General features: G+C 57.0%; 6 protein-coding genes. 2 read left to right on the top strand and 4 right to left on the bottom strand.

Going from position 1 to position 6,492, the window contains the following annotated elements:
• A partial coding sequence (locus Q1V57_RS09770) for a recombinase family protein (protein ID WP_300530080.1) occupies positions 1-1,596 on the top strand: 1,596 nt, incomplete at its 5' end.
• Positions 1,597-1,628: 32 nt separating this feature from the next.
• Here the strand turns inward: Q1V57_RS09770 and Q1V57_RS09765 are convergent.
• Complete coding sequence (locus Q1V57_RS09765; protein WP_300530079.1) at positions 1,629-2,666, bottom strand: helix-turn-helix domain-containing protein; 1,038 nt, start codon at positions 2,664-2,666, stop codon at positions 1,629-1,631.
• Between the two features lie 635 nt (positions 2,667-3,301).
• Between Q1V57_RS09765 and Q1V57_RS09760 the strand changes: the two genes are divergently transcribed.
• Positions 3,302-3,517, top strand: coding sequence for a hypothetical protein (locus Q1V57_RS09760; RefSeq protein ID WP_293217650.1), 216 nt, complete (start codon positions 3,302-3,304; stop codon positions 3,515-3,517).
• A gap of 27 nt (positions 3,518-3,544) precedes the next feature.
• Here Q1V57_RS09760 and Q1V57_RS09755 read toward each other — a convergent pair whose 3' ends face one another.
• From Q1V57_RS09755 to Q1V57_RS09745, 3 genes are all read right to left on the bottom strand, one after another.
• On the bottom strand, positions 3,545-4,744 hold the full coding sequence (locus Q1V57_RS09755) for an acyl-CoA dehydrogenase family protein (RefSeq protein ID WP_293217653.1): 1,200 nt from the start codon (positions 4,742-4,744) through the stop codon (positions 3,545-3,547).
• A gap of 92 nt (positions 4,745-4,836) precedes the next feature.
• Complete coding sequence (locus tag Q1V57_RS09750; RefSeq protein ID WP_293217656.1) at positions 4,837-6,036, bottom strand: acyl-CoA dehydrogenase family protein; 1,200 nt, start codon at positions 6,034-6,036, stop codon at positions 4,837-4,839.
• Between the two features lie 104 nt (positions 6,037-6,140).
• Positions 6,141-6,492: acyl-CoA dehydrogenase family protein (locus Q1V57_RS09745; protein WP_300530076.1), on the bottom strand; the 352-nt coding region annotated here is incomplete at its 5' end.

Here is a 6,492-nt window from a genome sequence, read left to right as displayed (position 1 = left end):
GCTCGACATTCGACCGACAAGCAATGCTCGTCGGCTCAAGATCAGATCGACCGATGCCGGGAGTTCTGCAGGCAGGCGGGCTATCAGGTTGTGGACGTTTTCCGAGACGAAGCAATTTCTGGCGCCCATATCTACAATCGCCCAGGGATCAGCGCCCTTATCTCTGCGTCAGTGGAACAGCGGTTCGATCGGGTAATTTCAGAAGACCTCTCCCGCATCAGCCGTGACCAAGCGGACACGGCAAATTTCTTCAAGAAAATGATGTTCCTGGATATCTCGATCCAGACGGTCGCTGAAGGCGTCATCAATGAGCTTCATATCGGCCTCAAGAGCACGATGAATGCGCTCTACCTCAAAGACCTAGCCGACAAAACACGGCGAGGGATGATTGCCGCAGTGCTGAAAGGGTCTGTTCCAGGCGGCCGAACTTACGGCTACGAGCTGCTTCGTTCGTATGACGCCCATGGGGAACTGGTGAGGGGCGCGCGGCGCATCAATGAAAACGAGGCCCGCATTGTAAGACAGATATTCTCAGACTACGCGGCGGGCATGCCTCTCTCGAACATATGTAGTGCTCTCAATCGTCTCGCTATTCCATCCCCTAAAGGAGGCAAGTGGGTTCCTTCCACTTTGGTAGGAGTAGCCGCAAGAAAGACCGGACTGCTCCGACAAACTCTTTACAACGGAACGGTCACCTTCAACCGGATGTCCTATCGCAAGCACCCCGAAACTGGGAAACGACTATCTATTATTAGGCCGGAGAACGAGTGGCTCCGAGTACCTGTCCCCGAGCTAACCATTGTTGATGACGAACTCTTCAATACCGTACAGCAAATGCTCGACCATCGCTCCAGCAGGAAACGTGAATTGATGCTGCTCAACAAAGCTCGAACACCTCAGGAGCAAGCTGAATATCGGGCAAAACTGAATAGGGAATGCCGGGCGAGGCAAAGTAATCGCCCAGGCGCACGTCATTATCTGTTTTCTGGACGCCTCTATTGTGGCCGGCATATGGAGAAAATCGTCCGTATTGGGTCACGGTCTTACTCATGCAAGAACAAGCACTGTTTCAATCGAAACGTTTCATTCGACACGATTATGGCCCCTACCCTTCTTGGTGCTAGTCAACTATCCGCACACCACATTGAAGAGTGGCTAGCGTCCCCTGAAGTCGCAGAAAAGCGCGCCATTCACGAGGAAAGTATTGACGATCTCAAATCCAAGATTGAATCCGAGCGGCAATTACTGAGGGACATCCTCGCAGGGCTGGGAAGCCTCCAGCAAGGTGAGGAAGTAAGAGGAATTCTTGATGACAAAGAGCTGCAAATCCGGCGCCTTAGGCAAGATCTAGAAAAACAAAAAGCCGCTCTGGCTGAACTAACCCAACCTCGATCGATTGATGAAATTATCTCTCGATATTTCAAGAAACTTACCTCCCTTGAAGAGCGACCTGCGGACTTAGACGCACATCGAAAGATTCGCCCCTTCATCCAACGCATTGAACTCAACGGCAAATGGGATGAGCATTCACAACACTGGAACCGTGTGGCTAAGGTAAATTTCAATTTTGCGCAGCTTCTAACTCTCCAGAAATAGTACCCTGCCCAGTTAACTGTTCGTGTTTATTCCTATGCGTGCCCTGTCGTTTGGGAAAGCAACGCACGCAAGTTATGGACGACCGTCTCGCGCAAGCATGTAGATCGCAGCATTGCACATAGGTACGCGGCCGGATCGCGAACGCCCTGCCGGTCAACAGCAACCAAGACCGCCGCCAACGCCGCCCATCCATGCTGTTGAAGAGCACGCTGCCAAAATGCAGGTCTTAATCTGATATGTCCGCGTAGAAGCCAGGTTATCGCGCGCGAGACCGCCAAATACGTTTGCGGTGTCGGCCGAGCATCAAGCAACTCCTGCAGACTTTCTGGAGCAAGTTGACGCTGTAGGGTTGGAGAAGCTTCCGCCATCAGCAAAATCAAATTCTGATCGGCGTCGAACTTGGTACTCAACGGAGAGAGGGGCTGTGTTTCGCCCCCCTTCCTTTCTGCCTGGTCTTGTACAAGGTCTGTAAGACCGGGATTTAAGGTGTAGGACTTCAGGTGGACATTTGAGTCCTGCTGGGTGGTAGGCTTGGTCCGACACTGTTCGTCTACCACATCATCCCGTTCGGCCTTAGCCTGCGCACGCCGCTCAGCCGCCTCTTTGGCCACCACCGTCTCCGCATGCTGTAACTCTCCCAAGCGGGCGGCAAGCGGCCGAAGATCGATTCCAGCTATGTCTCCACGCCGGTTCGCATTGTTGTACCGGCGGACAATCCAGCGATTGGCCTCCAAAAGCGCAAGCAGGCGGCGCACTGCTCGTTCGCTCACACCTAACATGTGTGCCAGACGGCCATTGCTGGCCGTCACCCGGAGTTTGCCGGTGCGCCAGCGGTCCGCTTGATAGACATGCTCAGCCAAGAGCGCGAGAAGGTGGACGGCAGAAGGTGTGAGCGCCGGACAGAGCACACGCACACCGCGTAACACCAAGCCCGTTACAGCAGCGGAGCTTATGCCTCCCATTCCCTGATAATTTTGAGAGGAACTTTCGAGTTCAGCGAAATTGCATGCGCGAGAAGCAATTCCACGCGGTTTTCGGGCATCGCCCGAATCAATACAGGTTAGGTCCATCCAGCTTTCGGCGTGGCTCAGCGTTCTGTTGACAACAGAAACCCGTCGCCTAAAATGAGCCCACAAATCAGACGGAGCGCATTCTAAGCGTTTTCAAAAGCCCCGCAGTTCCAGCTGCGGGGTTTTTACTTTTCCGGAGATTTTAAGCTGAAATTAACGCCGCCTCCTATTTTCGAGGCGCGCCACCGTCCTTGGCACTTGCCGAGCGAGTCCCTTGGGTATAATGGTGATTCCAAGAGACTCGCAAAGCAATGGTTGCGGGGGCCCGCCATCAATCCGAAACGCCGTTTCGATCCGGTCGAGCTTGGCCCGATCGTCAAGGACCTCCTTAGCAAGACAAGACCGCCGGACGCGATCGGCGGCAAAACGGTCTGAGCCCTCGCTATACCGAGTCGCAGAATCTGGCCGATCTCACCACGACCGCGAATAAGGATGGCACCGGCTACGTCATCAGCGGCGACAAGGAAGTCGTCATCGCGGCGCGCGCTGTGTGCAGAAACTCGTCGTCACGGCCCACACGCCGGGCGCCCAGCGCGACCGCGACGGCGTCCCGGTGTGCGACTATCCGACAGTCGATGGTCGCCGCGCCTTGGAAATCACCTTCGAGAACGTCAAGGTCGGCACCGATGCGCTGCTTGGCGCAAAAGAAAGGCCTTCCTCTCGTCGAGAAGGCGACCGATCGGGCGATTGCGGCGTTCTCCGCCGAAGCGGTCGGCTACATGGGCATGACCGACGAACTCAATGTCGGCCGCTACAATCACCTCACCGTGATCGGCACCCAGTTCGGCAATGTCGATCACCAGCTCAAGCCCTATTCACAGGCCACTGAGACCGACGGATTGGCGGACTGACACAAGGGCCGCATCCCGGATGGGCCGTCAAAGTCCCAGAACGGCCTTTGCGATGACGTTGCGCTGGATTTCGTTCGAACCGCCATAAATCGAAGCGGCGCGGCCGAAATTATAGGCGCTTGTCACACTCACCGCATAGGCGGGCCCGATGGGCGCCTCATTGGCGATTCCCATCAAGTGTTCCCTCTGGAACGGCATGGCGTAGAAGGCGACTGCTTCGACGGCAAGCTCCGACAACGCCTGCTGAACTTCGGTCCCGACGATCTTCAAGGTCGAGGAAGAGGGGCCCGCAGGGCGGCCCGCCACCTCATCCGCGACGATCCGCAGATTGGTATATTCGAGCCCCGTAAGCTTTACCTCGATTTCGGCGAGCTTCGTCATGAATGCGGGATCGTCCGCCAGCGCCGTGCCATCGCCAAGCCTTTCCTGTCTGGCGATTTTTCTGAGGTGCGCGATCTTGCGCTTGGACTCGGGAACACCCGCAATGCCGGTGCGCTCATTGACGAGCAGGAACTTGGCGTAGGTCCAGCCCTTGTTTTCATCGCCGATGCGGTTCGTCACCGGCACCTTGACGTCAGTGAAAAAAACTTCATTCAGGTGATGCAGGCCATCGATGGAAATGATGGGCTTCACCTCGATGCCGGGCGTCTTCATGTCGATCAGAAGGAACGAGATACCTTCCTGCGGTTTAGCGGTCTCATCCGTTCGCACGAGACAGAAAATCCAATCGGCTTCGTGGGCATAGGACGTCCAGATTTTCTGGCCGTTGACGATGTAATGGTCGCCCTGACGCACGGCCCTGGTCCTCAGCGAGGCGAGGTCCGATCCGGATCCTGGCTCCGAATAGCCTTGGCACCACCAAACATCTCCCGACAATATACCCGGCAAATGCTGCTTCTTTTGTTCTTCGTTGCCGAAAGTGTAAATCACCGGCCCGACCATCGACAGACCGAAAGGCGACAGACGCGGCGCGTTAGCGGCAGCCATCTCCTCGTTGAAAATATGTTTCTGCATCGGCGTCCATCCAGTGCCGCCATACTGCCTGGGCCAATTGACCGCTACCCAGCCTTTCTCGTGGAGGTCCTTCTGCCAGCGCCTGAGCGCTCCGCGCTCGCCAGACGCGCCCACTGTCTCTCTCTCCGCGAGCTCCATTGGCAGTTTTTCCGAAATGAACCGGCGGACTTCCGCGCGGAAGGCTTCGTCCTCTTTCGTAAGCTCGATATCCATCTGCTGACCTTTCGCGGCAACGATCCGGGTACTTGTATTTTCATTATAATAATTTTATCGGAGCGGACAAAAGACCGAATTGTCCGCCGCTTTCAAAGATTAAGGATCGCCTTGGCGATGACGTCGTGTTGAATCTCATTCGATCCACCATAGATGCTCGCGGCGCGGCCGTAGCCGTAATCCGCCCACACGTTCCACGCATGGGCAGGGCCTATACCCCGTGCGTTGGCGCCGCCGGGCAGGGCTCCTTGCCCGACCGGTTCGATATAATAGCCAACGGCTTCGACAGCGAGCTCACCCAAAGCCTGCTGAACCTCGCTGCCGACGATCTTCAGCAGGGACGATTGCGGTCCAACAGCCTTTCCCGCCGCCGCATCGGCGAGAATCCGCAGATTCATGTATTCGAGACTGGTGAGCCTGACTTCTATCTCGGCGAGTTTGCGCTGGAACGCGGGATCGTCCATCAACGCCCCCCCATCCGCGTTCCGCTCCGCTCGTGCTATCGCCCGGATATGCGCAGCCTTCTTCTTGGACTCGGGGACGCCGCCGATACTCGTTCTCTCGTGGACAAGCAGGTACTTGGCGTAGGTCCAACCCTTGTTTTCCTCGCCTATGAGATTTTGCACAGGCACCTTGACGTCGGTAAAAAACACTTCGTTGAGATGGTGCAGACCGGCGATCGAGATGATCGGACGCACTTCGACACCGGGTGTCCTCATGTCGATGAGCAGGAAGGAAATCCCTTCCTGCCGCCTGGCGCTCTGTTCGGTGCGCACCAGGCAGAAAATCCAGTCGGCCTCATGCGCATAGGACGTCCATATTTTCTGGCCGTTGACGACGTAATGATCGCCGTCGCGCGCCGCCGTCGTTTTAAGGGAGGCGAGATCGGAACCGGCGCCCGGTTCGGAATAGCCCTGGCACCACCAGACGTCGCCCGAAAGTATGCCCTGCAAGTGGCGGCTCTTCTGTTCGGCGTTGCCGAAGGTGTAGATCACCGGGCCGACCATGGTCAGCCCGAAGGGCATCAGACGCGGTGCATTGGCTCTGGCAATTTCCTCGTTGAAGATAAACCGCTGCGTCGCGTTCCATCCCGTGCCGCCATACTCCTCGGGCCAAGCGGGCGCGGCCCAGCCTTTTTCGTAAAGCGTCTTGTGCCAGCGCTTGACCACACTTTTGTCGGTCATCACACCCAAGGCCGGCGAATCCGCGCATTCCCGCGGAAGGTTCGCCGCAATAAACCCGCGAACCTCGTCGCGAAATGCCTCATCCTCCGGCGTGAAGTCGATATTCATGTGTATCTCCCCATTGCCAAGCCGGTGCAAATATCACCGCACCATGAGTCGCGGCAACACTCATCGACAACCATATCCATGCGTCCCGGTATCCAGGTAGGAGTCTAGGCAGCCCAGCCCTGCAAGCGCGCGGCTTCAAGACGAACCAGCTCCGGCCCGCCCAGCAACTGCCGGTCGAAACCAATACGCTTGAACCAGTAATGCAGGCCAAGCAGATCGGTGAAGCCCATGCCGCCATGAACCTCTGTCGCGGTGCGCGCGACGAAGCGGCCCACTTCCGACAGATGGCTCTTGGCATGACATGCCATGAGGCGTGCGTCGTCCGGCACCTCGTCCAGCGCATGGGCCGCATACCACACCAGCGAACGCGATGGTTCGAGAGCGGCCGCCATCTCGGCGCAGAGGTGTTTCACGGCCTGAAACGACCCGATCACACGACCGAACTGCTTGCGCTCT

The organism is Maricaulis sp. (genome assembly GCF_030149425.1).
Lineage (GTDB): Bacteria > Pseudomonadota > Alphaproteobacteria > Caulobacterales > Maricaulaceae > Maricaulis.
The sequence above is the reverse complement of the archived record's forward strand: the minus strand, read 5'-3'. Positions and strand labels throughout refer to the sequence as shown.

Excerpts from the sequence above, each read along its gene's own strand:
- Q1V57_RS09765 (WP_300530079.1), bottom strand. The coding sequence starts at position 2,666 with ATGGACCTAACCTGTATTGATTCGGGCGATGCCCGAAAACCGCGTGGA.
- Q1V57_RS09755 (WP_293217653.1), bottom strand. The coding sequence starts at position 4,744 with ATGGATATCGAGCTTACGAAAGAGGACGAAGCCTTCCGCGCGGAAGTC.
- Q1V57_RS09750 (WP_293217656.1), bottom strand. The coding sequence starts at position 6,036 with ATGAATATCGACTTCACGCCGGAGGATGAGGCATTTCGCGACGAGGTT.